The sequence below is a fragment of the Leisingera sp. ABM4_103 genome, assembly GCF_056158685.1.
The window spans coordinates 2,598,716-2,619,512 of sequence record NZ_JBSWTU010000005.1; the positions used below are offsets into that span (position 1 = coordinate 2,598,716).

Consider the following 20,797-nt stretch of genomic DNA (forward strand, 5'->3'; position numbering starts at 1 on the left):
CCTTGGCCGGGCCGCCAACTGCGGCGAATTTCCGGTTCCACTGCCTGCGCAGCATCGCTATATGAGCGTGGGTTTGAACCAGACTGTAAAGGACCGGATATGGCCAATGTCGTCGTAGTCGGCGCCCAGTGGGGCGACGAAGGGAAAGGCAAGATCGTGGACTGGCTGAGCGAGCGCGCTGACGTGATCGCCCGCTTCCAGGGCGGCCATAACGCCGGCCACACGCTGGTCATTGACGGCAAGGTCTACAAGCTGCACGCGCTGCCCTCGGGCGTGGTGCGCGGCGGCAAGCTCAGCGTCATCGGCAATGGCGTGGTGCTGGATCCCTGGCACTTGCTGAAGGAAATCGAGACGGTCCGCGAGCAGGGTGTCGAGATCACCCCCGAGACGCTGATGATCGCCGAGAACACCCCGCTGATCCTGCCGCTGCACGGCGAGCTGGACCGGGCGCGCGAAGAGGCGGCCTCCAAGGGCACCAAGATCGGCACCACCGGCCGCGGCATCGGCCCGGCTTATGAAGACAAGGTGGGCCGCCGCGCGATCCGCGTTGCCGACCTGGCCGATGAGGCGACCCTGATTGCCCGCGTCGACCGCGCGCTGCAGCACCATGACCCGCTGCGCAAGGGCCTGGGCGTTGATCCGATCGACCGCGACGCGCTGATCGAACAGCTTAAGGAAATCGCGCCCAAGATCCTGCCTTATGCGGCACCGGTCTGGAAGGTGCTGAACGAAAAGCGGAAATCGGGCAAGCGGATCCTGTTCGAAGGCGCGCAGGGCGCGCTCTTGGACATCGATTTCGGCACGTACCCGTTTGTGACCTCCTCGAACGTGATTGCAGGCCAGGCGGCCACCGGCGTCGGCATCGGCCCGGGCTCGATCGATTACGTGCTGGGCATCGTCAAGGCCTATACCACCCGCGTTGGGGAAGGCCCGTTCCCGACCGAGCTTCTGAAGGAAGACGGCACTCCGGACGCGGATGGCGAGCGCCTGGGCACCCGCGGTCATGAGTTCGGCACCACGACCGGCCGCCAGCGCCGCTGCGGCTGGTTTGATGCGGCTCTGGTGCGCCAGACCTGCGCCACGTCGGGCATCAAGGGCATTTGCCTGACCAAGCTGGACGTTCTGGACGGGTTCGAGACCCTGAAGATCTGCACCGGATATGATCTGGACGGCGAGACGCTGGACTATCTGCCGACCGCCGCCGACCAGCAGGCCCGCTGCACCCCCATCTATGAGGAGATGCCGGGCTGGAGCGAGTCCACTGAGGGCGCGCGCAGCTGGAACGACCTGCCCGCCAACGCCATCAAATACGTGAAGCGGGTGGAAGAGCTGATCGACTGCCCGGTGGCGCTTCTGTCCACTAGCCCGGAGCGGGACGACACCATCCTGGTGACCGACCCGTTCGCTGACTGATGGCTGAGAAGAAAGGCCTGAGCTACAAGGCCCGGCGGCGCTGGGCCTTGATCATCCTGCTGGTCGGGATGCCGCTCTACATCGTGGCCGCGGTCACGGTGATGAACTGGCTGGACCGCCCGCCGCTGTGGCTGGAGCTGATCGTCTATGTCGCCCTGGGCATCGTCTGGGTGCTGCCGTTCAAGTTCGTGTTCCGCGGCGTCGGCCAGGCAGATCCGGACGCCGGTGAAGACCAGTAAGAGAAGGGGCGCTGCCCCTCAGGTTTGATTGGAAGTGGGGCGCTGCCCCTCTTGGCCTGTCGGCCAATTCACCCCGGAGTATTTCCGGAAAGATGAATGAGGGTCAGGTTTGAAATTAAAAAGGCGGCCTCGCGGGGCCGCCTTTTTGTGTTGTGCTTTCAGCCTGTTCAGCCCGCGGCGCGTTTGCCGGGCTTGAAGCCGATGTCCCCGGAGGCGGTGAACTGGCCGTTGCCGGAGCGTTCGATCTTGCCGTCGCGCAGCAGCTGGCCGAAGGAGCGCAGCCCGTCCTCGCGGTTGAAGTCGCTGCTGCCGGCGCTGCGCACCTTGTTCATCAGCTGCGGGCGCGAGAAGTGGTCGCGGCCTTCGACAAAGCTCATGTAGGCGGCGGCGGCTTCCAGCAGTTCATGCAGCTCAGCAGCGCCGCGTTCGGCGGCGTAGGCCGCAAAACCGCTGCCGGCGGTCTCGGATTCTTCTCCCAGAACCGCGGCCGAAACCCGGCGCGGGCGCACCGGCTGCTGCGGGTCCGCGCCCTGGTCGATGCGCTGGGCGGCCACCAGTTTCAGCGGCGCCGGGCGGGCAGCCGGGCTGGCCGGGCGCTCGGAGCTGGCCTGGCGGGCCTCCGGGCGGCGCGGGCGCACCACGCTGGCCAGGTCCTCGCGGTAGGCCTGGGCGTCGTCGTTGCCGCCGGTGCCCCCGGCGGAACCGTCCTTGGCGGCGGCGGCGGCGGCGCGCAGGTGGCCGTAGGCTTCGCGCGAGGAGGCTGATTCGGGGTCCTCGAGCTTTTCGTCGGCGGCGGCCATCAGGCGGCTGACATCGCTGTCCGCCAGGCTGGAGGCTGCGGGCTGCTCCGCGGCAGCACCTGCTGCGGGGCTTGCGGCGGCAGTGTCCTGCTCAGCGGCGGTGTCTTCGGGCAGTTCCGAGGCGGCGAGGATTTCCGCTTCCACTTCGGCCAGTTCGCGCATCAGGTCGGCTTCGTCCTCTTCCGACAGGGCCGCCGGAGCGGCGTCCGCTTCGGGACGGCTGCCGGTGTCCTGGAGGCGGCCGGAGGCGATGGCCTTGTCGAAGTCGGAGCGTTTGACCTTGGTGATGCGCACGCGCGCCGCCGGAGCGGGCGCCTGCTCGGCGTCCTCATCCGCCAGAAGGTTTCCGGCATCGCCGGATGCGGGCTGGTCTGCGGCGGCAGCGTCCTTGAGGTCTGCGAACAGGCTGCCGTCAGAGGCGTCTGCGCTGTCTCCGGCTTCTGCTTCCGCTGCGGTTTCAGGCTCCTGAGCTGCTGCGCGGCCCAGGTCCAGGCGGTCCAGCGTGCGGGAGATTTCGTCGTCGCCTTCGTCGTCGAAGTCCGGCGCGCCGGTTGCGTCGTCCTCCATCAGCGCGGAGGTGATTTCCTCAGCCGCGCTTTCCAGCACGTCGTCGGCGTGCTCGTCCTCGCTGAAGTCCTCTTCGGGCGCCTGCGCCACCACGGCGCGGATGCGCTGCAGCTTGGCGGCGATGCTGTCGGCGGCGGGGGCGGTGTCCTCTGCTGCGTGCGGTGCAGCGTCTTCCGCTTCGGCGGCTGCCGGAGCGTCCGCGTCTTCCTGTGCTCCGGCCTCGTTGACCTCCAGCAGCTCGACAGCGGGACTGTCCTTGCGCTCTTCGGTTTGCGCGCCGGTCCCGGTGGCGGGGGTTGCTTCATCCAGCGCTGCGGCGATGATTTCTTCGGCTTCGGCTTCGGCTTCGGCTTCGGCTTCGGCTTCGGCTTCGGCTTCGGCTTCGGCTTCGGCTTCGGCTTCGGCTTCGGCTTCGGCTTCGGCTTCGGCTTCGGCTTCGGCTTCGGCTTCGGCTTCAGCAACCTCTTCCGCGGCCTGATCAGCAGAGGCCGGGGTCTCGGCCGTATCCGCTGCGTATGCTGCCTCAGCGGCGGCGGGAGCTTCGGTGTCTGCGGACTCTGCTGCTGGTGCGGCGGTTTCTTCTGCCGGTTCTGCAGGCGCTTCGGCGGCCGGTTCCGGCGTTGCGGCGGGCTGCTCTGCTTCCGGCTCAGCTTGCGGCGCGGCGGCGACAGGGGCAGGCGTTTCAGCAGGCGCGGAGGTCACAGGGGCAGGAGCGGGCGCAGGCGCTTCAGCCGCGGCAGTCCCCAGAGCCGGGGTGGCTGCACGCAGGTGAATGCCGGTGTCGCTGGTGCGGGCCTCGACCTGGCGGGCGATTTCGCGCTGGGCGATGCGGGCCAGCATGTCGGCATCGGGCTGCGGCGGCTCAGCGCCGAAGTAGCGGTCGTCGGCGGCCAGGTCGCGGAAATACTCGGCAATGGCCTTCATCGTGCCGAAGGAATCCTCAAACCCTTCCAATGTGCAGGAAAAGGTTCCATAGGATACCGTCAAGACTTTGTTGTTGTGTACCATCAGCTCGCTCGTCGTCGCCACATCTGTTGCCATTCACCATATTGGCTGGAAGGACCAATTTTGCTCGAATCCGTGCAATTGATCGTATCATTTTGTGTTCAGAATGTGTCCTGTTTCCAAAACCGGCAGGAATTCGCCGAATGAACCGTAGGATTGTTGAAGCATTGGAACCAGTCACCCTGGTCGGCGGCGGTGAAATCCCCTCTGGCGCGCTGGAGGAGGCGCTGGCGCTGGCGCCGGTGCTGGCGGCGGCGGATGGCGGCGCGGCGGCGGCGCTGGCGGCGGGGCACCGGCCTGAGGCGGTGATCGGCGATTTCGACTCGCTGAGCGAAGCGGTGCGGGCGCAGCTGCCGCCCGAAGCCCTGCACCCGGTGGCGGAGCAGGACAGCACCGATTTCGACAAGGCGCTGCGCTCCATCGGGGCGCCGGTGGTGCTGGCGGTGGGGTTTCTGGGGGGCAGGGTGGACCACCAGCTGGCGGCCTTCAGCACGCTGGTGCAGGGGCACGGGACGCCGTGTGTGCTGATCGGCGAGACCGAGGTGATCTTTCACCTGACGCATGAGGTGGCGCTGCCGGCCCGGGCGGGGGAGGTGATTTCGCTGTTCCCGATGCAGCAGGTGACCGGGCGCTCGGACGGGCTGGAGTGGCCGATCGAAGGGCTGGTGATGTCGCCGATGGGGCGGATCGGCACCTCGAACAGGGCGCTGGGGCCGGTGCGGTTGATGCCGGACGGGCCGGGGCTTTTGGTAATCGTGCCGCGGCGGCTGCTGGCGGATGTGATGAGAGCGCTCAGGCGGGATTGATGCGCTCTTCGGTCTCCGCGGGCTTACGCTCGCGCATCACCGCATAAAGGCCTGCGCCGATGGTCAGCAGGATGCCGAAGGCGGCGAGCGTGTTGGGGAGTTCTGCGAAGATCAGCCAGCCGAAGAACACCGCCACCGGGATCTCAAGATACTGCATCGAGGCAAGGGTGGAGGTGGGGGCGAACCGCAGGCTCCAGGTCATCAGGAGGTGGGCGACGGTGCCAAGGGCGCCTGCGGCGGCCAGCAGGGTCCAGGTATCCTGCGGCGGCAGGGCGGTGGAGAGGGCTGCCACGCCGGCGGCATCGCCGATCAGCAGCACAGGCGCCAGCAGCACGGTGCCCATGACGCCCGCCACCGCCTGGACCGAGATGGGATCGGTTTCCTTGGCAATCTTGCGGGTGATCAGCATGAACAGGGCAAAGATCACCGCGACCAGCAGCGGCCAGAGGGCGTTCCAGCCGACGGCTGCAAAGCTGGGCTGGATGACCAGCAGGGTGCCGGTGAAGCCGACAACGCAGGCGCCAAGGCGGTGCAGGCCGACGTTCTCGTGCAGGACAAATTTGCCCAGGAGCAGCATGATGAACGGCATGACGAAGGCGATTGCCACCGCATCGGCCAAGGGCAGGTATTTGAAGGCGGTGAACATGGCGCCGATGCCGCCCATTTGCAGCAGGGTGCGCAGGAACAGGAGCGGAGCCACCCGGCGCGACAGGCTGAGCGGCAGCCGCAGCGCCAGGGCCAGCGGCAGCAGGATCGCGGCCTGAGCGGCAAAGCGGATGAAGACGATCTGGGCAACCGGCACCCGGTTGGTCAGCAGTTTTGCAATGGCGTCGCCCAGCGGGATCACCATGCAGAAGCCCAGCATCAGGGCGATGCCGAGGAGGGGCCGGTCCTGTGTCATGGCGCTACGCTAGGCGCGGAGGGGGAAACTTACAAGGTGCGGTTGAAAGCGGGACCGTTTGCGGCAGTAGACCCCGGGCCGCTTGCGGCCCGGTACGCGCCCGTCCCCGCCCCGTCATGCCGGAGGCATGCTTTCAGCATGACGCGGGCGCGAAACGCCCACCCTCGGTGCCGGGCGCGAACCTGCGTCCGGTTGTCCCGGCGGAGGCAGGTTAGGGCAAAAACTCAGCAGTTCGGCACGTTCACCGCCAGGCCGCCGAGCGAGGTTTCCTTGTACTTGTCGTGCATGTCGGCACCGGTCTGGCGCATGGTCTCGATGCAGGCGTCCAGCGGCACGAAGTGCTGGCCGTCGCCGCGCAAAGCAAGCGAGGCGGCGGAGACGGCCTTGATCGCCGCGAGGCCGTTGCGCTCGATGCAGGGGACCTGCACCAGGCCCTTGACCGGATCGCAGGTCATGCCGAGGTGATGCTCCAGCGCGATCTCGGCGGCGTTTTCCACCTGTTCCGGGGTGCCGCCCATCACGGCGCAGAGGCCCGCGGCGGACATGGCGGAGGCCGAGCCGACCTCGGCCTGGCAGCCGGCTTCGGCGCCGGAGATGGACGCATTGTATTTCACCAGGCCCGCAATCGCGGCGGCGGTCAGCAGGAAATCTTCGACATGGGCCTCGGACGCGCCCGGCACGTGGTCGAGGTAGTAGCGGATCACCGCGGGCAGGGTGCCGGCGGCGCCGTTGGTGGGTGCGGTCACAACCTGGCCGCCGGCCGCGTTTTCCTCGTTCACCGCCATTGCGTAGACGCTCATCCAGTCGTTGATGGTGTGCGGGGCGGTGAGGTTCATGCCGCGTTCGGCCATCAGCGCGTCATAGATGCCCTTGGCGCGGCGGCGGACCTTCAATCCTCCGGGCAGGATGCCGTCACGCTCCAGCCCGCGGTTGATGCAGTCGTTCATCACCTGCCAGATGCGGGCGGTGCCCTTGGCGAGGCTTTCGGAACAGCCGCGGGAGATCTCGTTGGCGCGCTTCATCTCGGCAATCGACTTGCCGCTGGATTTGGCCATCTCCAGCATCTCGGCCGCGGATTTGAACGGGTAGGGGACCGGGTCGCCCTCGTCGGTGGCCTTGCCTGCCGCCAGTTCCTCCTCGGTGACGACAAAGCCGCCGCCGATCGAGTAGAACACCTGCTTCAGGATCACGTCGCCCTGGGCATCGGTGGCCATCAGGATCATGCCGTTGGCGTGGCCCGGCAGCGCGTGATCGTAGTCAAAGATCATGTCGGCCTTGGGGTCGAAGTGCAGCTCGCCCAAGCCTTCGGGGTGCATCTTATGGGTCTTGTCCAGCTCCGCCAGGAAGGCCTCAGCCTTCTCGTCATCATAGTCATGGGCGACAAAGCCGCCGAGGCCCAGGATGGTGGCCCGGTCGGTGGCGTGGCCGACGCCGGTGAAGGCGAGCGAGCCGTGCAGAGAGGCGCGCAGGCCGTGGAATTCAAACGGCGACGCGCGCATCATGTCGAGGAAGCGCGCGGCGGCGACCATCGGCCCCATGGTGTGGGAGGACGACGGGCCGATGCCCACTTTGAACATGTCGAAGACGGAGAGGAACATTAGGTGGCTGATCCTTCTGGGGGATTGGCGTAGGCCGGGGATGTGAACGGGGTGGCGCCGAGGCCCTCGGCCTCGCGTGCTGCCGTGACGGCGGGGCGGTGCTCCAGCGCGGCGCAGAGGCGCTGCAGGCTGGGGTAATGGGCGATGACGAACCAGGATTTGTCGGCCTGCGCGGGGTAAAGCGCCATCCAGCGCATCTGGCAGGCCAGGTAGTAGTCCAGCACCGAGGGCTGCGGCGCGCCGAGCCAGGCGGGGCGGGCGGCGGCGGCCTGATCAAGGCTGGTCAGGTGCCGGTGCAGGCGCTGGCGCAGGACCTTTTGCAGCTGGTCCTGATCACCCTTGGCCGCGCCGATGTACTTATCCGGGTAGAACAGCATACGCAGGTCGGCGTGCAGCGTGTTGGAGGCGAAGAACAGCCATTTGAGGATGGCCGCGCGGTCGGCGCTGCCGGGCTGCGGCGCCATGGCGGCGTGGCGTTCGGACAGCCACAGCAGGATGGCGGCGGTCTCGAACACCGGACCATCGGGGGTTTCCAGCACCGGGATCAGCCCGCCCGGGTTCAGCGCCCGGTATTCGGGGCTGTTCTGCGCCTGTGCCTTGCGGTCGACCAGCACGGTTTCATAAGGCTGGCCAAGCTCCTCCAGCACCAGCCGGATGACCAGTGAGGCGTTGTCGGGGGCGTAGTGCAGGCGGTACTCGGGTTTCATGACGCAGTATTATGACGCAGACGCGCGGAATATGTGTCCGTTTCCGGCGTTTCCAATAGGAAACCCGCCTTTGTGATGCATGTTTGGCGGGCTGCGGCGGGAAAGGGTCCGGCGGCCTTGCTCCGGCGGCGCGCCGGACCTTGGGAGAGCGGGCAGGGCGCGGTCAGGCGGCGCTGCGCGCGCGGCGCCGGCGGGCAAGGGAAAGGCCGTCGCGCAAGTTCTTGGAAAGCAACGTGATATTCACGGCTCCTGCACACAGCTCCAGGGCCTGAACGGTATAGAACAGGCCGTCGATCTGGCCGGATTGCGCCTTGATCGCGAGGAACACGGCGCTGGGCAGCAGGATCAGCAGGCCGTTGGCGGCGATGAACTTCATGCGGCGGGACTTCGCTGCCACCTGCGGCAGCTTCCAGCCGCGGCCCAGCGATGCGCCTGTTGCCCCCGCGGCGGCCATGGCCGGAATCAGCAGCGCCATACCGTAGAGCACCGCGGTTTTAACTTGAACGATGGTCTGGTGGCTGCCGAAGGCCTCGGAGAAAACCGTGGATATCCAGAAGGTTGAGATGATGAGCAGGGCCAGGGTGCCTGCGATGGCGTGGAGGCGGAGTTTCATGGCGGGTGTCCTTGATTAAGATAGCGTGCTATATAAATGGTATTGAATAGCCTGCTATTCAAGTGTCATCTGAGGAAATGAGCGAATTTCAGAAAACCTCGGCCGGGTTCCTGGCCAATCACATGGCGCGGCTGTTTGCGGCGGCGCTGGCGGGACGGGTGCAGCCGCTGGGGCTGGCGCCGGCGCAGTTCATGGTGCTTTTGGAGCTGTGGGCCGAAGAGGGCCGCACCCAGGCTGAGCTGACGGCGGCTTTGTCGGTGGAGCAGGCGACCATGGCCAACACGCTGGCGCGGATGGAGCGGGACGGGCTGATCGAGCGTCGCCCGTCGCCTGAGGACAAGCGGGCGCGGCTGGTGCATCTGACACCGAAGGCGCGGGGCCTGCGGGAAGAGGCGGTTGCGGAGGCGCAGAGTGTGAACGGCCAGGCGCTGGACGGCTTCAGCGAGGCGGAGGCGTCGCAGTTTCTGGCGCAGATGCGGCGGGTGATCGCCAACCTCCAGCGGACGCGGAGGTAGGGGCGGTGCAGCCCGCTCCGGCCGGGGGAGGGTCAAATCCGCCGGGCGGTGCAGACAAAATGGGTGAGCGACAGGAAGAACCGCCCCTCTGAGGCCAGCTCCTGCTGCTCCTGGGCCCAGGCGGCGGCGTCGTCGGGGTCGGTGGCGCCGATATCCACCGCAAAGGCGCGGATCAGCTGGATCATCATCGCTGCCAGCCCGTCGGGCCGCAGGGTGGTGTCGCAGACGGTCAGCGGCCGGGTGTGCTGGACCTCAAAGCCGCAGCTGCGCATTTCGGCGGGCAATTTGGCGGGCAGGTCGCGCACCGCCATGTGGCGGCCCCAGGCCTCCAGCATCCGTTCCATGCGCCGGGTGTTATCGCTGTGCCAGGCCAGGGTGTCCCAATGCATGTCCCCCACCGCCAGAAGGCCGCCGGGCTTGAGCACCTTATGCAAGGCGCGCAGGGCCGGGCGGCGGTCGGTCAGGTATTCGAACACCTGAAGCGCCGCGGCCTTGTCAAAGCTGGCCTCCTCAAACGGCAGCCGGGCGGCGTCGCCTTCGGTGAGGGTGGTGTTGCCGCGCCCCTCAAGCCGCTGGCGGGCGGCGGCCAGCATCTGCGGGCTGGCGTCCAGCCCGGTGACATGGCCGCTGCGGCCGACGGCGCGGGAAAGCTCCAGCGTCAGCAGCCCGTTGCCGCAGCCCACGTCCAGGATGTGCTCGCCCGGCTCTGGCGCCAGCGCGTCGAATGTTGCCCGCCGCCGCCGCGACACATCGGCGCCCTGATAGGCGTCTTCGAGCAGGCGGGTGGTCTCTTCGTCAAAGTTCAGCATGAAAACGGTCCCCTAGACAGATGAGCTATAGGCCGAAATGGCGCGATTTCCACTGTTGGGGTTGCCTCTGCAAAACCCCTCTCGCACACGGGGGGCAAACTGCCTATAACCGCGGCAAACGCGTTTCACGGAGCCGAACACATGACCGGAGAACTGTCGCCTATCGACAAGGCGAAATTCGTAGCTGCCAAGCGGGCGGCCGAAATGGTGGAAGACGGGATGCGGGTCGGCCTCGGCACCGGCTCCACCGCGGCCTGGCTGGTGCGCTGCCTGGGTGAGATGGTGCAGAAGGACGGTCTGAGGATCACCGCTGTGCCGACCTCCTCGCGCACGGCCGCGCTGGCCCGCGATGTGGGCATCAATGTGGTGTCGCTGGACGAGGCCAAATGGCTGGACATGACCATCGACGGCGCCGATGAGTTTGATGCCGACCTGAACCTGATCAAGGGCGGCGGCGGCGCGCATCTGCAGGAAAAGATCGTCGCCACCGCCTCGGACCAGATGGTGGTGATTGCTGATGCCAGCAAATCGGTCGAGACCCTAGGCGCCTTCCCGCTGCCGGTGGAAGTGCTGCCGTTCGGCTGGCAGAGCAGCCAGGCGCTGATCGAGGAAACCCTGGTGTCGATGGACGTGATGGGCCGCACCACCACCCTGCGGATGAACGGCGATGCGCCGTTTGTGACTGATGAGGGCAACTATATCCTGGACCTGCATCTGAACCGCATCGGCAACGCCCGCCAGCTGGCGCTGGTGCTGAACCAGATCCCCGGCGTGATCGAGAACGGGCTGTTCATCGATATCTGCGACACCGTGGTGATCGGCTATGGCGACGGCCGGGTCGAGGTGCGCGACATCAATGAAGGCACTGTCGAGAAGGACAAGCTGGACTTCGTCGAGAACGACAACCTGTTCACCGACCTCCAGGACTGAACTGGCCGGGCAGCCAGGCTGCCACCTGCTGCTTCAGGGGCAAGGTTAGCGTGCTGCAAGCCGGATTCCTGCGAGGAATCCGGCCCGGTTTCCGGCGCGGAAACCGGGGGAGGGGAAACTGAAGGCGGACGGCTGAAACGGGCCTGAAATCCTCGCAGGATTTCAGGACGGAATTCGCGCCGAATTCCGCCTCCTTCAGAAGCGGAGGACTTGGCGCAGGGGATTGGTGCTGCCCGCGGCTTGCCGGAATGGAGCCATTCCTCTTCACAACCCCGCGTGAATCCGCGCCAAAAGGTTGAAAGCGGTGCAAGAACGCCCACTTGGGCATATGGCGTTTGGTGCTCCGTTGTGGGATACCAGCACAAGACATGCAAAGGGCGGGAATTCATGAGCTTTGATTACGATCTTTTTGTCATCGGCGGCGGCTCTGGCGGGGTGCGGGCAGCCCGCGTCGCGGCGCAGGAAGGCGCCAAGGTGGCGCTGGCCGAAGAGGACCGTTATGGCGGCACCTGCGTGATCCGGGGCTGCGTGCCGAAGAAACTGATGGTTTTCGCCTCCGAATACGCCGGCATGGTGGAGGACGCCCAGGCCTATGGCTGGGACATCCAGCCCGGCGCCTTCAATTGGGACAGTTTCAAGGGCAAGCTGCACGCCGAGCTGGACCGGCTGGAGGGCATTTACCGCAGTCTGCTGAAGAACAGCGGCGTTGAGAGCTTTGACAGCCGCGCCAAGCTGGCCGATGCCCACACGGTCGAGCTGGCCGACGGCACCCGCAAGACCGCCAAGCACATCCTGATCGCCACTGGCGGCTGGCCGTCGGTGCCGGACTTCCCGGGCTCCGAGCTGGCGGTAACCTCGAACGAGATGTTCCACCTGGACAAGCTGCCGGAAAGCCTGCTCATCGTCGGCGGCGGCTATATCGCCTGCGAGTTTGCAGGCATCATGAACGGGCTGGGCGTCAACACCACCCAGTACTACCGCGGCGCGCAGATCCTGCGCGGCTTTGACGACGAGGCGCGCGGGCTGATCTCTGAGGAAATGTGCCAGGCGGGCATTGATGTGCATCTGGGCACCAACGTGCTGGAGATGCGCAAGGAAGGTGATAAGATCTGGGTCAAGTCGACCAACGGCCAGGAACGGCTGTTCGACAAGGTGATGTATGCCACCGGCCGCACCCCCAATGCCGATAACCTCGGCCTGGAGGAGATCGGGGTTGAGCGCGGCCGCAAGGGCGAGATCGTCGTTGACGAGTACAGCCAGACCTCGGTTCCCTCGGTCTATGCGATCGGCGATGTGACCGACCGGGTGGCGCTGACCCCGGTGGCGATCCGCGAGGGCATGGCCTTCGTCGAGACCGTGTTCAAGGGCAACCCGACGAGCCCCGACCATGAGCTGATCCCGACAGCGATTTTCACCCAGCCGGAGATGGGCACCATCGGGCTTAGCGAGGAAGAAGCCAGCGAGCAGGAGCCGGTCGAGGTTTATGCAACCTCCTTCAAGCCGATGCAGCAGGCCTTTGCGGGGCGGGCGCAGCGAGTGCTGATGAAACTGATCGTCAGCAAGGAGACCCGCAAGGTGCTGGGCTGCCATATCGTCGCACCTGGGGCCGGAGAGATGATCCAGCTGGCCGGAATCGCCGTAAAGATGGGCGCGACCAAGGAAGATTTCGACCGCACGGTTGCGGTGCACCCGACAATGTCGGAAGAGTTGGTAACGCTGAAGACTCCGGTGCGCTCGAGCTGAGACGCTGCACCGGCAATAACTGACAACACATGCCGCCCGTTGGGATGATCATGGGCGGCAGCAAACGGATAGGAGACAAATGGCGGGCAATAGCGGTGGCCCATGGGGGGGCGGAGGCTCTTCCGGCGGCGGAGGAGGCAACCGGGGCAACAACGGCGGCAACAATGGCGGCGGCGGCCGCAAGCCGGACGAACCCCAAATCCCCGAAATCGATGAGCTGGTGAAGAAAGGCCAGGAGCAGCTGCGCGTCCTGATGGGCGGGCGCGGCGGTTCCGGCGGCGGCCGCGGCGGACGCGGCGGCCCGGGCGGCGGCGCGCCGCTCTTCACCAAGGGCACGCTGGGCCTGGCGGCTGTTGCCGCTGTGGTGCTGTGGGGCTTTGCCAGTATCTACACCGTGAAGCCGGAAGAGCAGTCGGTGGAACTGTTCCTGGGCGAGTATTCGGCCACCGGCCAGCCGGGCCTTAACTTTGCGCCCTGGCCGCTGGTGACCTATGAGGTGATCCCGGTGCGGGTCGAGCAGACCGAGAACATCGGCGCCGGCGGGCGCGGTTCGGATGCGGGGCTGATGCTGACCGGCGATGAGAACATCATCGACGTGGATTTCCAGGTGGTCTGGAACATTTCCGATCCGGCCCAGTTCCTGTTCAACCTGCGCGACCCGCGCTCGACCATCAACGCGGTGTCGGAATCGGCGATGCGCGAGATCATCGCCCAGTCCGAGCTGGCACCGATCCTGAACCGTGACCGCGGTGCCATCACCGCCCGGCTGGAAGAGCTGATCCAGGCGACGCTGGACAGCTATGACAGCGGCGTGAACATCATCCGGGTGAACTTTGACGGTGCCGACCCGCCCGAGCCGGTGAAAGACGCCTTCCGCGAAGTGCAGTCCGCAGGCCAGGAGCGTGACCGGCTTGAGAAGCAGGCCGATGCCTATGCCAACCGCAAGCTGGCAGGCGCCCGCGGCCAGGCGGCACAGACGCTGGAAGAGGCCGAAGCCTACCGCGCCCAGGTCGTGAACGAAGCCCAGGGTGAGGCGAGCCGCTTCAGCGCGGTTCTGGCGGAGTACCAGAAAGCACCGGAAGTGACCCGCAAGCGCCTGTACCTGGAAACCATGGAAGAAGTGCTGGGCCGCGTGGACAAGATCATTCTGGATGAAACCGGAGGCGGCGAAGGGCAAGGCGTGGTGCCGTACCTGCCGCTCAATGAGCTGCGCAAGCCGCAGGAGGGCAACTGATGCGGAAATCAACTCTTCTTCTGCCGGTCCTGGTGGTTGCGGCAATTGCAGTGCTGTCGGCGATCTTCATCGTGGACGAGCGTGAAAAGGCGCTGGTGCTGCGCTTTGGCCGGGTGGTCGACATCAAGGAAACCCCGGGCCTGGCGTTCAAGCTGCCGGTGGTGGACAACGTGGTGCGCTATGACGACCGCATCCTGAGCCTGGAAGTCGGCCCGCTGGAGGTCACTCCGCTGGATGACCGCCGTCTGATCGTCGATGCGTTCTCGCGCTACCGGATCGCCAATGTGGATACCTTCCGCCAGGCGGTGGGTGCCGGCGGCATCGGTGCCGCGGAATCGCGCCTGGACAAGATCATGCGGGCGCAGACCCGTGAGGTGCTGGGTTCTGTCAGTTCCAACGACATTCTGTCGTCGGACCGGGCCGCGCTGATGCTGCGGATCCGCAACGGCGCGATTGCCCAGGCCCGCGCATTGGGTCTTGAGGTGATCGACGTGCGGCTGAAGCGCACCGACCTGCCGCAGGCCAACCTGGAAGCCACCTTTGCCCGGATGCGTGCTGAGCGCGAGCGGGAAGCAGCGGACGAGATCGCCCGTGGTGAAGAGGCGGCGCAGCGGGTACGGGCGCAGGCCGACCGGACCGAGGTCGAGCTGGTCTCCGAGGCGGAGCGTGAAGCCGAGGTGATCCGCGGTGAAGCGGACGCAGAGCGTAACGCGATCTTTGCCGAGGCCTATGGACGGGACGCGGAATTCTTCGAATTCTACCGCTCTCTGAACGCCTATGCGAATTCGCTGCTGGCGGGGAACTCCTCGCTGGTGCTGTCGCCGGACAACGAGTTTTTCAACTACCTGAAATCCTCGGACGGCAAGACGGCGACGCAGTAATGGGGTTCGTCCTCCTGGCCCTCGGGCTGGTGCTGATTGCAGAGGGGCTGGTGTACGCACTGGCCCCTTCGCTTGTGGAGCGTCTCTTGGAGATGCTGCGGATGCTGAGCGAGGAGCAGCGCCGCAATGCCGGGCTGGCGGCGCTGGCGCTGGGGCTGATTCTGGTCTGGCTGGCCTTCCTGCTTGGGTTTTGACAGGGCTTTGCGGCGCGCCGCGGCACACGCAGAATTTCAGCGAAAACGCAATCTTTCCCTGCTAGGGTGGCGGCAGCAGGGCACGCGTCCGCGGCTGCGGCCGGATTTCCGGCTCACAGCGGCTTTATTCCTTGCAACATTTGTTGCGGGCCGGGCGGAAGTTCCTACATTGGGACCATAAGACTTTCCTGTGCATATCCGGCGTTTGCGCCGGGACGGGGGAGGAGAAGAATTAAACATGACAAGGAGTAGTTCCGTGCAGCCACAGGCAATTGCAATTTCCGGCCAGGCAAGCGGCAGGGGCGCGATGGCGCGCATGATCTGGCTTGCGGTTCTGAGCATGGCGGTTCTGCTGATGCAGGCGGTGACCGCGATGGCCCGGCCCGAGAGCCTGGCGCCGCTGGCCGAGCGGGTGAGCCCGTCGGTGGTCAACATCACCACCACCACAGTGGTGGAGGGGCGCACCGGGCCGCAGGGCATCGTGCCGGAAGGCTCGCCGTTCGAGGATTTCTTCCGCGAGTTCCAGGACCGCAACGGCAATGGCAACCGGCCGCGCCGCTCGTCGGCGCTGGGTTCCGGATTTGTGATTTCCGAGGATGGCTATATCGTCACCAACAATCACGTGATTGATGGCGCGGACGAGATCGAGATTGAGTTCTTTCCCGGTGAAGGCCAGCCTAAGGAGCTGCTGCCGGCGGAGGTGATCGGCACCGATCCCAACACCGATATCGCACTGCTGAAGGTCAAGGCGCCGGCGCCGTTGAAATTCGTCAAATTCGGTGACAGCGACACCGCCCGGGTCGGTGACTGGGTGGTGGCGATGGGCAACCCGCTGGGGCAGGGGTTCTCGCTGTCCGCGGGCATCGTTTCGGCCCGCAACCGCGAGCTGTCGGGCTCCTATGACGACTACATCCAGACCGATGCGGCGATCAACCGGGGCAACTCCGGCGGGCCGCTGTTCAACATGGATGGCGACGTGGTCGGCGTGAACACCGCGATCCTGTCGCCCAACGGCGGCTCCATCGGCATCGGCTTCTCGATGGCGTCCAACGTGGTGGTCAAGGTGGTCGATCAGCTGAAGGAATTCGGCGAGACCCGCCGCGGCTGGCTGGGTGTGAAGATCCAGGATGTGGATGCTGACCTGGCTGAGGCGATCGGGCTGGACAAGGCGCGCGGCGCGCTGGTCACCGATGTGCCGGACGGCCCGGCCAAGGACGCGGGCGTGCTGGCCGGCGATGTGATCGTCAGCTTTGACGGCGTCGATGTGCGCGACACCCGCGGTTTGGTGCGCCAGGTTGGCAACGCCGAGGTCGGCAAGACCGTGCGCGTTGTGGTCTACCGCGAAGGCAAGACCGAAACCCTGCGGGTGACCCTGGGCCGCCGCGAGGATGCCGAGCGCAGCCCCTCCAGCCCGGAAAACGGCAACGGGCAGCCGGATGCCTCCGAGAAGGAGCTGCTGGGGCTGTCGGTTGGCGTTCTGACCGATCAGCTGCGCAGTGAGCTGAGTGTCGGAGAGGATGTCGAGGGGCTGGCGATCCTGTCGGTGGACGAGACTTCGGAGGCCTGGGAGAAGGGCCTGCGCGCCGGTGACGTGATCACCGAGGCGGGCCAGCAGAAGGTCGGCTCGATCAGCGAGCTGGAAACCCGGGTCGAGGAAGCCAGGGACGCGGGCCGCAAGTCGCTGCTCTTGCTGGTGCGCCGCGGCGGAGAGCCGCGCTTTGTGGCGCTGAACCTGTCGGAATAAGGGCCGCAAGGCACCAGTGTTAAACTGTCAAAGGCCGGGCGGTTGCCCGGCCTTTTCCTTTTTCGCGGCCGCGTCAGGCCCGCTGCATGAACAGGAGGCCGCGGGTATCCTTCTGTGTGCGCCATTCCCCGGGCGCGGCGGCAAAGACCCGGCGGAAGTCTTCTAGATTGCGCGGCTCGTCGGCAATCAGCACCCAGCCGCCGGGGCGCAGGTGCAGCAGGCAGCGGGTCAGAACCGCCCGCCGCTCCGCTGCGCTCAGCATGTGCAGGGTGCGATCGAACAGCAGGATGTCGAAGTCCCCGTCCGGCTGCCACGTGATCAGGTCGGTAGCAATGCCGGTCACGTCCAGATCCTCCTGTGCTGCGGCGCGCCGCAGGTCGCGGATGCCATGCGCAGAGAGGTCGACACCTGTCACCCGGTGGCCAAGGCGGGCGATGAACAGCGCGTCGCGGCCCTGGCCGCAACCCGCATCCAGAACATGCAGGCCCGGCGCTTCCAGCCGCTCGAAAAAGGTGGTGAATGCAGGGGAGGGAGCGCCTAGGGCGTCCGGGGTGCCGCGGTAGAGTTTGTCGTAGTCATATGCCATGCGCGGCACCGTAGCGGCCCGGTTCCGGAAAGCCTAAGTGAATAATTTTTGAACAAAGGGGGGCGCCCTGGGGCAATGGTTGCCGGAAAGGGGAGAAGCGGCCTAAGACTTTTCTGAAAACCCTTGGGCAAAAGCTTTCAGAAGACTTTTGCGCCTTGGGGGCTTCCGGTTCCGGGCCGGAAAGGGAAGAGCCATGTGCTGGCGGGCACATGGCTCTTGTTGGACAGGCAGCCATTGGGATGGAACGGATAATGGCTGTCCCTGATCCTGTTATGGAGCGGCCGCGCCATGGCTTCTGTAACCCGGATTACAGAGCGCCGGTTTTCTGCTCTTAAGGAGGCGGTTTACCGCGGCTCAGATGGAATCGGGTTCCGCCAGAACGGCCAGTTCGGTGCGGTCGAGGATCTGCACGCCGCCGCGGCTGATGCTGACCAGCCCGCTGCGTTTCCAGGCGGCCAGGGTCTTGGACACGGCTTCGCGGGTGGCGCCGACAAATTCCGCCAGTTCCGCCTGGGACAGGGCAACCCGCCCGTCGCTGTCACCGGGCGCCAGGTACAGCAGCTTGCGCGCCAGCCGCACCGGCATCGGCAGGAACACCTGCTCGTTCAGCTGGGTGTTCATCCAGCGCATCCGCTGCCCGGCCAGCCGCAGGAGGTCGGCGGCAAGGTCGGGGTGCTGGCGGATCTGGTCCAGCACATCGCCGCTGCGCAGGCGCAAGACCCGGCTGGGCTCGGCGGCGATGGCGGTGGCAGTGCGCTCGCCCGGGTCAAAGAGGGTGATTTCGCCGAACACCGCGCCGGGGCGCATCATGTCGAGCGACAGCTTGCGGCCCGAGGCAGAGAGCACCGAGAACTCCAGCGCGCCTTCGGCAATCGCATAGAGCGCATCGCCTGCATCGCCCTGTTCGAACAGGACCTCGCCTTGGCGCAGGCGCACGTCGGTGGCCTGGCTTTCCAGCATCCGGCGCAGCGGGCCCGAGGCGCCGGAGAGGAAGCCGGAATCCGGCAGGCGGGTTTTCAGCATGTCCATGCCTCTTTGCATCTGGGCCCAGTCTGATGGAGCTTAGCAGAGGCATGGTCACCGGGGAACCGGGGAACTGGACAGGCGGGTTCAGCCTGCCACCGCCACCAGCCCCAGCTTGCGGGCGGTGTCCAGGGACAGGGTGCCGCTGTCCAGCCCCAGCGGCGCCTGGTAGCGCTGCACGGCCCTGCGGGTGCCCATGTCCATCTGGCCGTGGACGGGGCCGCGGTAGAGCCCGCGGGCGGTCAGGGCGCGCTGGATGGTGCGGATGAAGTCCGGGGTCATCATGGCGGGGCAGGGGATTTCGAACCAGTGCTCCTGCCGCGGCGTGACGATCTCCTGGCTGGTTTCGGTGCGGAAGGCGGCGGGGCGGATCACCTGGCCGCTGCTGCCGAGCTGGGCCGGCGCGGCCAGAACCTGGCGGGTCACGGTCTCGATGACGGCGGGAGAGGTGTGCTTGCTCCAGCAGGTATCCGGCGGCGCGCCGGGCGGGGCGTAGCGGCCGGCCCGGGAGACTTCGCTGCCGGTCTGGGGCTGAACGCAGGCGGGCAGGACCGCCAGGGCGGCCAGCAGCAGTGCGGGCGCGATACGCCGGCAGGTCGTGAAAACGGGTGGCGTCATGCCCGGATGCCTTTGTCAGCGTGCCTCAGATCGGCGCCCCGGTCCGTGCCGGGCGCTTTTGCTTTGGCGGCAGCCTAGCCCAGTTCCGGCCCCGGCGCAAAGGCCGGATCGTCCTGGCGGCCCTGATCCGCCAGCAGGAGGTCGAGCATGGGGGAGATGTCCTCGACCGTTTCGGCGATCACATGAGTGACCGAATGGGCCCGCTGCAGCCGCCCGGTGACGCGCAGCAGCCGCCCGGAGATCACCGCGCGGCGGAAGGCCTCGTAGATCTTGCGCCAGACGATCACGTTGACGACGCCGGTCTCGTCCTCGAGCGTGACGAAGATCACCCCTTTGGCGGTGCCGGGGCGCTGGCGCAGGATCACCAGGCCTGCGACGCTGACGCGGGCGTTTTCCGGCGGCTCCTGCAGCCGGGCGGCGGGCAGGCAGTGCGGCGGTCGCGGCCAGGGCCGGGCGCGGCCGGGCACGGCAGGGCATGCTGCGGCGTCGGGCAGTGCAGAGGGGGCAGCAGAAGGGGCTGGCATGAGGCAAACAGGCTCCGCGGTTGAGAAATTTCCGGAGTGAACAAATATAGAACATCTGCCCTGGAAGTCCAGCAGCGGCAGGGCAGGGTCGCAATTGGGGCTGGCACCGGCGCAGGGGCTTGGCTACACAGTCGTCCAAGTACCGGAAAAGGGAAGAGAGCTGACAATGGCAAAGATCACTTACATCGAGCACAACGGCACCGAGCACGTCGTGGATGTCGCCAGCGGGCTGACCGTGATGGAAGGCGCGCGCGACAACAATATCCCGGGCATCGAGGCCGACTGCGGCGGCGCCTGCGCCTGCTCGACCTGCCATGTGTATATCGCGCCGGACTGGGTCGAGAAGCTGCCCGCAAAGGACGACATGGAAGAGGACATGCTGGATTTTGCCTATGAGCCCGATCCGGCACGCTCGCGCCTGACCTGCCAGATCAAGGTGACCGACGCGCTGGACGGTCTGGTGGTGCATATGCCCGAAAAGCAGATCTGATGATCGCCGGGCCGGCAGCGCGGCGTCTGCGGATGCGCGCCCGGCCCGGTTCCGCCCGCCGCGCATGGGCAGCGCTGTGCTTGGGGCTGGCCGTGGCGGGTTCTGCGGCGCAGGCGGGTGAACGCTGCGGGACCGATCCGTCTGCGCGGCCGGGCATTGCGGAGGGATCCCTGGTCCGGCTGGGCGAAGCCGCTGCCGCCTATGAGGATCTGACAGCCCGTTACGGGCATGGGGTTCTGGGCGATGCGCTGGAGCCGGAGACGCTGCGGGTCTGGTCCCCTGAACTGCCGGACCGCTGCGGAACTTCCGTGACCCTGGACCCGCTGCATGTGTTCGAGGATCTGGCGCCGCGGCTGGCGGATCTCGACGGCGACAACCGCCCTGAAGCCATTACCGTGCGCAGCCACCGCAGCAAGGGGGCTCAGGTTGCCGTTTACGGCCTGCGGGCGGGCCGCCTGACGCTGATTGCCCAGACACCCTACATCGGCCGGAGCAATCGCTGGCTCGCCCCGATCGGCGCGGCGGATCTGGACGGCGACGGGCACGTGGAAATCGCCTATATCGACCGGCCGCATCTGGCCAAGACCCTGCGGATCTGGCGGTTCAAGGACGGCAAGCTGAGCGAGGCGGCCAGCGCACCCGGCCTGACCAACCACCGGATCGGCCAGGATTTCCTCACCTCGGGCATCCGCGATTGCGGTCAGGGCCCGGAACTGGTGACAGTCAGCGGCGGCTGGCGCCGGATCATGGCGTCCCGGCTGAAGGACGGCGAAATCTCCACCCGGGACATTGGCCGGTTCCGCCCTGAAACCGGTTTGCAAGACGCGCTGGCCTGCCGCTGAGAGCCGCCCGCGCCG

At 66.5% G+C, this 20,797-nt stretch carries 22 protein-coding genes; 12 read left to right on the forward strand and 10 right to left on the reverse strand.

The window, feature by feature from the left end:
• The first annotated feature begins 99 nt into the window (after positions 1-99).
• Positions 100-1,413 carry an adenylosuccinate synthase gene (locus tag ACXAED_RS14320; protein ID WP_475050864.1) on the forward strand — a complete coding sequence of 438 codons (1,314 nt, stop codon included), beginning with the start codon at positions 100-102 and terminating at the stop codon, positions 1,411-1,413.
• Positions 1,413-1,652 (forward strand): DUF2842 domain-containing protein, encoded by a 240-nt coding sequence (locus ACXAED_RS14325; RefSeq protein ID WP_475050866.1) that lies wholly within the window; start codon positions 1,413-1,415, stop codon positions 1,650-1,652. The genes ACXAED_RS14320 and ACXAED_RS14325 overlap by 1 nt, the downstream gene beginning before the upstream one ends.
• A 167-nt stretch (positions 1,653-1,819) precedes the next feature.
• On the opposite strand, the gene ACXAED_RS14330 is transcribed toward ACXAED_RS14325, so the two are convergent.
• The gene (locus ACXAED_RS14330; protein WP_475050867.1) at positions 1,820-4,027 is read right to left on the reverse strand and encodes a chemotaxis protein CheA; all 2,208 of its coding nucleotides are present in this window, start codon (positions 4,025-4,027) and stop codon (positions 1,820-1,822) included.
• A gap of 140 nt (positions 4,028-4,167) precedes the next feature.
• On the opposite strand from ACXAED_RS14330, the gene ACXAED_RS14335 reads away from it, so the two are divergent.
• A complete protein-coding gene (locus tag ACXAED_RS14335) occupies positions 4,168-4,830 on the forward strand; it encodes a thiamine diphosphokinase (protein ID WP_475050868.1) in 663 nt (220 codons plus the stop codon).
• Here ACXAED_RS14335 and ACXAED_RS14340 read toward each other — a convergent pair.
• From ACXAED_RS14340 to ACXAED_RS14355, 4 genes are all read right to left on the reverse strand, one after another.
• The gene (locus ACXAED_RS14340) at positions 4,817-5,731 is read right to left on the reverse strand and encodes a DMT family transporter (RefSeq protein WP_475050869.1); all 915 of its coding nucleotides are present in this window, start codon (positions 5,729-5,731) and stop codon (positions 4,817-4,819) included. The genes ACXAED_RS14335 and ACXAED_RS14340 overlap by 14 nt on opposite strands.
• Before the next feature lie 224 nt (positions 5,732-5,955).
• Positions 5,956-7,329 (reverse strand): L-serine ammonia-lyase, encoded by a 1,374-nt coding sequence (locus tag ACXAED_RS14345; RefSeq protein WP_475050870.1) that lies wholly within the window; start codon positions 7,327-7,329, stop codon positions 5,956-5,958.
• Positions 7,329-8,036: a glutathione S-transferase family protein gene (locus tag ACXAED_RS14350; protein WP_475050871.1), complete on the reverse strand. Its 708-nt coding sequence runs from the start codon at positions 8,034-8,036 to the stop codon at positions 7,329-7,331. Before ACXAED_RS14350 ends, ACXAED_RS14345 begins: the two co-directional genes overlap by 1 nt.
• Before the next feature lie 163 nt (positions 8,037-8,199).
• On the reverse strand, positions 8,200-8,649 hold the full coding sequence (locus ACXAED_RS14355) for a hypothetical protein (RefSeq protein WP_475050873.1): 450 nt from the start codon (positions 8,647-8,649) through the stop codon (positions 8,200-8,202).
• A gap of 77 nt (positions 8,650-8,726) precedes the next feature.
• Between ACXAED_RS14355 and ACXAED_RS14360 the strand changes: the two genes are divergently transcribed.
• The gene (locus ACXAED_RS14360; RefSeq protein ID WP_475050874.1) at positions 8,727-9,164 is read left to right on the forward strand and encodes a MarR family winged helix-turn-helix transcriptional regulator; all 438 of its coding nucleotides are present in this window, start codon (positions 8,727-8,729) and stop codon (positions 9,162-9,164) included.
• Between the two features lie 32 nt (positions 9,165-9,196).
• On the opposite strand, the gene ACXAED_RS14365 is transcribed toward ACXAED_RS14360, so the two are convergent.
• Positions 9,197-9,973, reverse strand: a complete 777-nt coding sequence (locus ACXAED_RS14365) for a methyltransferase domain-containing protein (protein WP_475050876.1) — start codon at positions 9,971-9,973, stop codon at positions 9,197-9,199.
• 141 nt (positions 9,974-10,114) lie between these two features.
• Between ACXAED_RS14365 and rpiA the strand changes: the two genes are divergently transcribed.
• The 6 genes from rpiA (at position 10,115) to ACXAED_RS14395 (ending at position 16,699) form a co-directional block, all read left to right on the forward strand.
• The gene (rpiA, locus tag ACXAED_RS14370) at positions 10,115-10,903 is read left to right on the forward strand and encodes a ribose-5-phosphate isomerase RpiA (RefSeq protein WP_475050878.1); all 789 of its coding nucleotides are present in this window, start codon (positions 10,115-10,117) and stop codon (positions 10,901-10,903) included.
• Positions 10,904-11,290: 387 nt separating this feature from the next.
• Positions 11,291-12,646: a glutathione-disulfide reductase gene (gor, locus tag ACXAED_RS14375; protein WP_475050880.1), complete on the forward strand. Its 1,356-nt coding sequence runs from the start codon at positions 11,291-11,293 to the stop codon at positions 12,644-12,646.
• Positions 12,647-12,725: 79 nt separating this feature from the next.
• Positions 12,726-13,880, forward strand: coding sequence for an FtsH protease activity modulator HflK (gene hflK, locus ACXAED_RS14380; protein WP_475050882.1), 1,155 nt, complete (start codon positions 12,726-12,728; stop codon positions 13,878-13,880).
• Positions 13,880-14,761 carry a protease modulator HflC gene (gene hflC, locus ACXAED_RS14385; protein ID WP_475050883.1) on the forward strand — a complete coding sequence of 294 codons (882 nt, stop codon included), beginning with the start codon at positions 13,880-13,882 and terminating at the stop codon, positions 14,759-14,761. Before hflK ends, hflC begins: the two co-directional genes overlap by 1 nt.
• A complete protein-coding gene (locus ACXAED_RS14390) occupies positions 14,761-14,955 on the forward strand; it encodes a DUF2065 domain-containing protein (protein ID WP_259958806.1) in 195 nt (64 codons plus the stop codon). Before hflC ends, ACXAED_RS14390 begins: the two co-directional genes overlap by 1 nt.
• A gap of 307 nt (positions 14,956-15,262) precedes the next feature.
• Positions 15,263-16,699, forward strand: coding sequence for a Do family serine endopeptidase (locus ACXAED_RS14395; RefSeq protein ID WP_475053119.1), 1,437 nt, complete (start codon positions 15,263-15,265; stop codon positions 16,697-16,699).
• Between the two features lie 73 nt (positions 16,700-16,772).
• Here the strand turns inward: ACXAED_RS14395 and ACXAED_RS14400 are convergent, their stop codons facing one another.
• The 4 genes from ACXAED_RS14400 to ACXAED_RS14415 form a co-directional block, all read right to left on the reverse strand.
• Complete coding sequence (locus ACXAED_RS14400) at positions 16,773-17,285, reverse strand: class I SAM-dependent methyltransferase (RefSeq protein ID WP_475050885.1); 513 nt, start codon at positions 17,283-17,285, stop codon at positions 16,773-16,775.
• Positions 17,286-17,639: 354 nt separating this feature from the next.
• Positions 17,640-18,308, reverse strand: coding sequence for a Crp/Fnr family transcriptional regulator (locus ACXAED_RS14405; protein WP_475050886.1), 669 nt, complete (start codon positions 18,306-18,308; stop codon positions 17,640-17,642).
• An 87-nt stretch (positions 18,309-18,395) separates the two neighbouring features.
• The gene (locus ACXAED_RS14410; protein ID WP_475050887.1) at positions 18,396-18,926 is read right to left on the reverse strand and encodes a peptidoglycan-binding domain-containing protein; all 531 of its coding nucleotides are present in this window, start codon (positions 18,924-18,926) and stop codon (positions 18,396-18,398) included.
• Between the two features lie 74 nt (positions 18,927-19,000).
• Complete coding sequence (locus ACXAED_RS14415) at positions 19,001-19,450, reverse strand: OB-fold nucleic acid binding domain-containing protein (protein ID WP_475050889.1); 450 nt, start codon at positions 19,448-19,450, stop codon at positions 19,001-19,003.
• A 166-nt stretch (positions 19,451-19,616) separates the two neighbouring features.
• Between ACXAED_RS14415 and ACXAED_RS14420 the strand changes: the two genes are divergently transcribed.
• The gene (locus tag ACXAED_RS14420) at positions 19,617-19,940 is read left to right on the forward strand and encodes a 2Fe-2S iron-sulfur cluster-binding protein (protein ID WP_475050891.1); all 324 of its coding nucleotides are present in this window, start codon (positions 19,617-19,619) and stop codon (positions 19,938-19,940) included.
• On the forward strand, positions 19,940-20,782 hold the full coding sequence (locus ACXAED_RS14425) for an FG-GAP repeat domain-containing protein (RefSeq protein ID WP_475050892.1): 843 nt from the start codon (positions 19,940-19,942) through the stop codon (positions 20,780-20,782). Before ACXAED_RS14420 ends, ACXAED_RS14425 begins: the two co-directional genes overlap by 1 nt.
• Positions 20,783-20,797 lie beyond the last annotated feature (15 nt).

What these genes read in the sequence shown, in the direction of transcription:
- ACXAED_RS14320 (WP_475050864.1), top strand. Translation starts at nt 100, where the DNA reads ATGGCCAATGTCGTCGTAGTCGGCGCCCAGTGGGGCGACGAAGGGAAA.
- ACXAED_RS14325 (WP_475050866.1), top strand. Translation starts at nt 1,413, where the DNA reads ATGGCTGAGAAGAAAGGCCTGAGCTACAAGGCCCGGCGGCGCTGGGCC.
- ACXAED_RS14330 (WP_475050867.1), bottom strand. Translation starts at nt 4,027, where the DNA reads ATGGTACACAACAACAAAGTCTTGACGGTATCCTATGGAACCTTTTCC.
- ACXAED_RS14335 (WP_475050868.1), top strand. Translation starts at nt 4,168, where the DNA reads ATGAACCGTAGGATTGTTGAAGCATTGGAACCAGTCACCCTGGTCGGC.
- ACXAED_RS14340 (WP_475050869.1), bottom strand. Translation starts at nt 5,731, where the DNA reads ATGACACAGGACCGGCCCCTCCTCGGCATCGCCCTGATGCTGGGCTTC.
- ACXAED_RS14345 (WP_475050870.1), bottom strand. Translation starts at nt 7,329, where the DNA reads ATGTTCCTCTCCGTCTTCGACATGTTCAAAGTGGGCATCGGCCCGTCG.
- ACXAED_RS14350 (WP_475050871.1), bottom strand. Translation starts at nt 8,036, where the DNA reads ATGAAACCCGAGTACCGCCTGCACTACGCCCCCGACAACGCCTCACTG.
- ACXAED_RS14355 (WP_475050873.1), bottom strand. Translation starts at nt 8,649, where the DNA reads ATGAAACTCCGCCTCCACGCCATCGCAGGCACCCTGGCCCTGCTCATC.
- ACXAED_RS14360 (WP_475050874.1), top strand. Translation starts at nt 8,727, where the DNA reads ATGAGCGAATTTCAGAAAACCTCGGCCGGGTTCCTGGCCAATCACATG.
- ACXAED_RS14365 (WP_475050876.1), bottom strand. Translation starts at nt 9,973, where the DNA reads ATGCTGAACTTTGACGAAGAGACCACCCGCCTGCTCGAAGACGCCTAT.
- rpiA (WP_475050878.1), top strand. Translation starts at nt 10,115, where the DNA reads ATGACCGGAGAACTGTCGCCTATCGACAAGGCGAAATTCGTAGCTGCC.
- gor (WP_475050880.1), top strand. Translation starts at nt 11,291, where the DNA reads ATGAGCTTTGATTACGATCTTTTTGTCATCGGCGGCGGCTCTGGCGGG.
- hflK (WP_475050882.1), top strand. Translation starts at nt 12,726, where the DNA reads ATGGCGGGCAATAGCGGTGGCCCATGGGGGGGCGGAGGCTCTTCCGGC.
- hflC (WP_475050883.1), top strand. Translation starts at nt 13,880, where the DNA reads ATGCGGAAATCAACTCTTCTTCTGCCGGTCCTGGTGGTTGCGGCAATT.
- ACXAED_RS14390 (WP_259958806.1), top strand. Translation starts at nt 14,761, where the DNA reads ATGGGGTTCGTCCTCCTGGCCCTCGGGCTGGTGCTGATTGCAGAGGGG.
- ACXAED_RS14395 (WP_475053119.1), top strand. Translation starts at nt 15,263, where the DNA reads ATGGCGCGCATGATCTGGCTTGCGGTTCTGAGCATGGCGGTTCTGCTG.
- ACXAED_RS14400 (WP_475050885.1), bottom strand. Translation starts at nt 17,285, where the DNA reads ATGGCATATGACTACGACAAACTCTACCGCGGCACCCCGGACGCCCTA.
- ACXAED_RS14405 (WP_475050886.1), bottom strand. Translation starts at nt 18,308, where the DNA reads ATGCTGAAAACCCGCCTGCCGGATTCCGGCTTCCTCTCCGGCGCCTCG.
- ACXAED_RS14410 (WP_475050887.1), bottom strand. Translation starts at nt 18,926, where the DNA reads ATGACGCCACCCGTTTTCACGACCTGCCGGCGTATCGCGCCCGCACTG.
- ACXAED_RS14415 (WP_475050889.1), bottom strand. Translation starts at nt 19,450, where the DNA reads ATGCCAGCCCCTTCTGCTGCCCCCTCTGCACTGCCCGACGCCGCAGCA.
- ACXAED_RS14420 (WP_475050891.1), top strand. Translation starts at nt 19,617, where the DNA reads ATGGCAAAGATCACTTACATCGAGCACAACGGCACCGAGCACGTCGTG.
- ACXAED_RS14425 (WP_475050892.1), top strand. Translation starts at nt 19,940, where the DNA reads ATGATCGCCGGGCCGGCAGCGCGGCGTCTGCGGATGCGCGCCCGGCCC.